Annotated in this window: 1 protein-coding gene; it reads left to right on the top strand. The window is 75.6% G+C overall.

What is annotated here, in order from left to right; translation table 11 throughout:
- Positions 1–993 (top strand): penicillin acylase family protein (locus FV230_RS28680; protein WP_147844772.1); only part of this gene is annotated, 993 nt, incomplete at both ends.

Genomic DNA, 993 nt, shown 5'->3' with positions numbered 1-993 from the left:
GCCTGGGCCTGGACCCGGGTCGACGCGCACGGGAACGTCGGGCGCGAGACGATCGCCGAAAACCCCGAGCCGGCCGGCGACGGCTCGAACGCCTGGGCGGTCGCGCCGTCGCGCAGCGCCACCGGGCGGCCGATCCTGGCGAGCGACCCGCACCGCGCCTACGCCCTGCCGGCGCTGCGCTACGTCGTCCACCTCACCGCGCCCGGGCTCGACGTGATCGGCGCCGGCGAGCCGGCGCTCCCCGGCATCAGCATCGGCCACAACGGCAAGGCCGCCTTCGGCCTGACCATCGCCCCCTTCGACCAGGAGGACCTGTTCGTCCTCGACGTCGACCCCGGCGACCCGGACCGGTTCCGGTTCGACGGCGGCTGGGCGCCGATCGAGCGGGTGCACGAGCGCATCCCCGTCCGCGGCGAGGCCGACGAGCCGGTCACGCTCGGCTTCACCCGCCACGGCCCGGTGATCTGCGAGGACCGCGCCACCGCCAAGGCCTTCGCCGTCCGCACGGTGTGGTCCGAGCCCGGCGCCGGCGCCTATCTCGGCAGCCTGGCCTATCTCGACGCCGCGACGCCGGAGGCCTTCGGCGCGGCGCTGCGGCACTGGTCGGCGCCCTCCGTCAACCAGGTCTACGCCGACGTGACCGGGCGGGTCGCGTGGTTCACGGCGGGCAAGGCGCCGATCCGCCCGAACTGGGACGGCCTGCGGCCGGTGCCGGGCGACGGCCGATACGCCTGGGCCGGGTTCCACGACGGGGGAGACCTGCCGAGCCGGATCGATCCGGGCGCCGGCTTCGTCTACTCGGCCAACGAGATGAACCTGCCGGAGGAGTACCCGGCTGAGGCGCGGAAGCTCGGCTTCGAGTGGCACGAGCCGTGGCGCGCCCGGCGCATCCGCACGGTGCTGGCGCACCAGCCGCAGCACGCGCCGGCCGATTCGCAGCGGCTCCAGGGCGACGACGTCTCCGAGCCGGCGCTGCGGCTGGTGCGCCAGCAC

The sequence above is a fragment of the Methylobacterium sp. WL6 genome (assembly GCF_008040095.1).
GTDB lineage: Bacteria > Pseudomonadota > Alphaproteobacteria > Rhizobiales > Beijerinckiaceae > Methylobacterium.
Note: the sequence above shows the minus strand (reverse complement) of the source record. Positions and strands in the feature narration are given on the sequence as shown.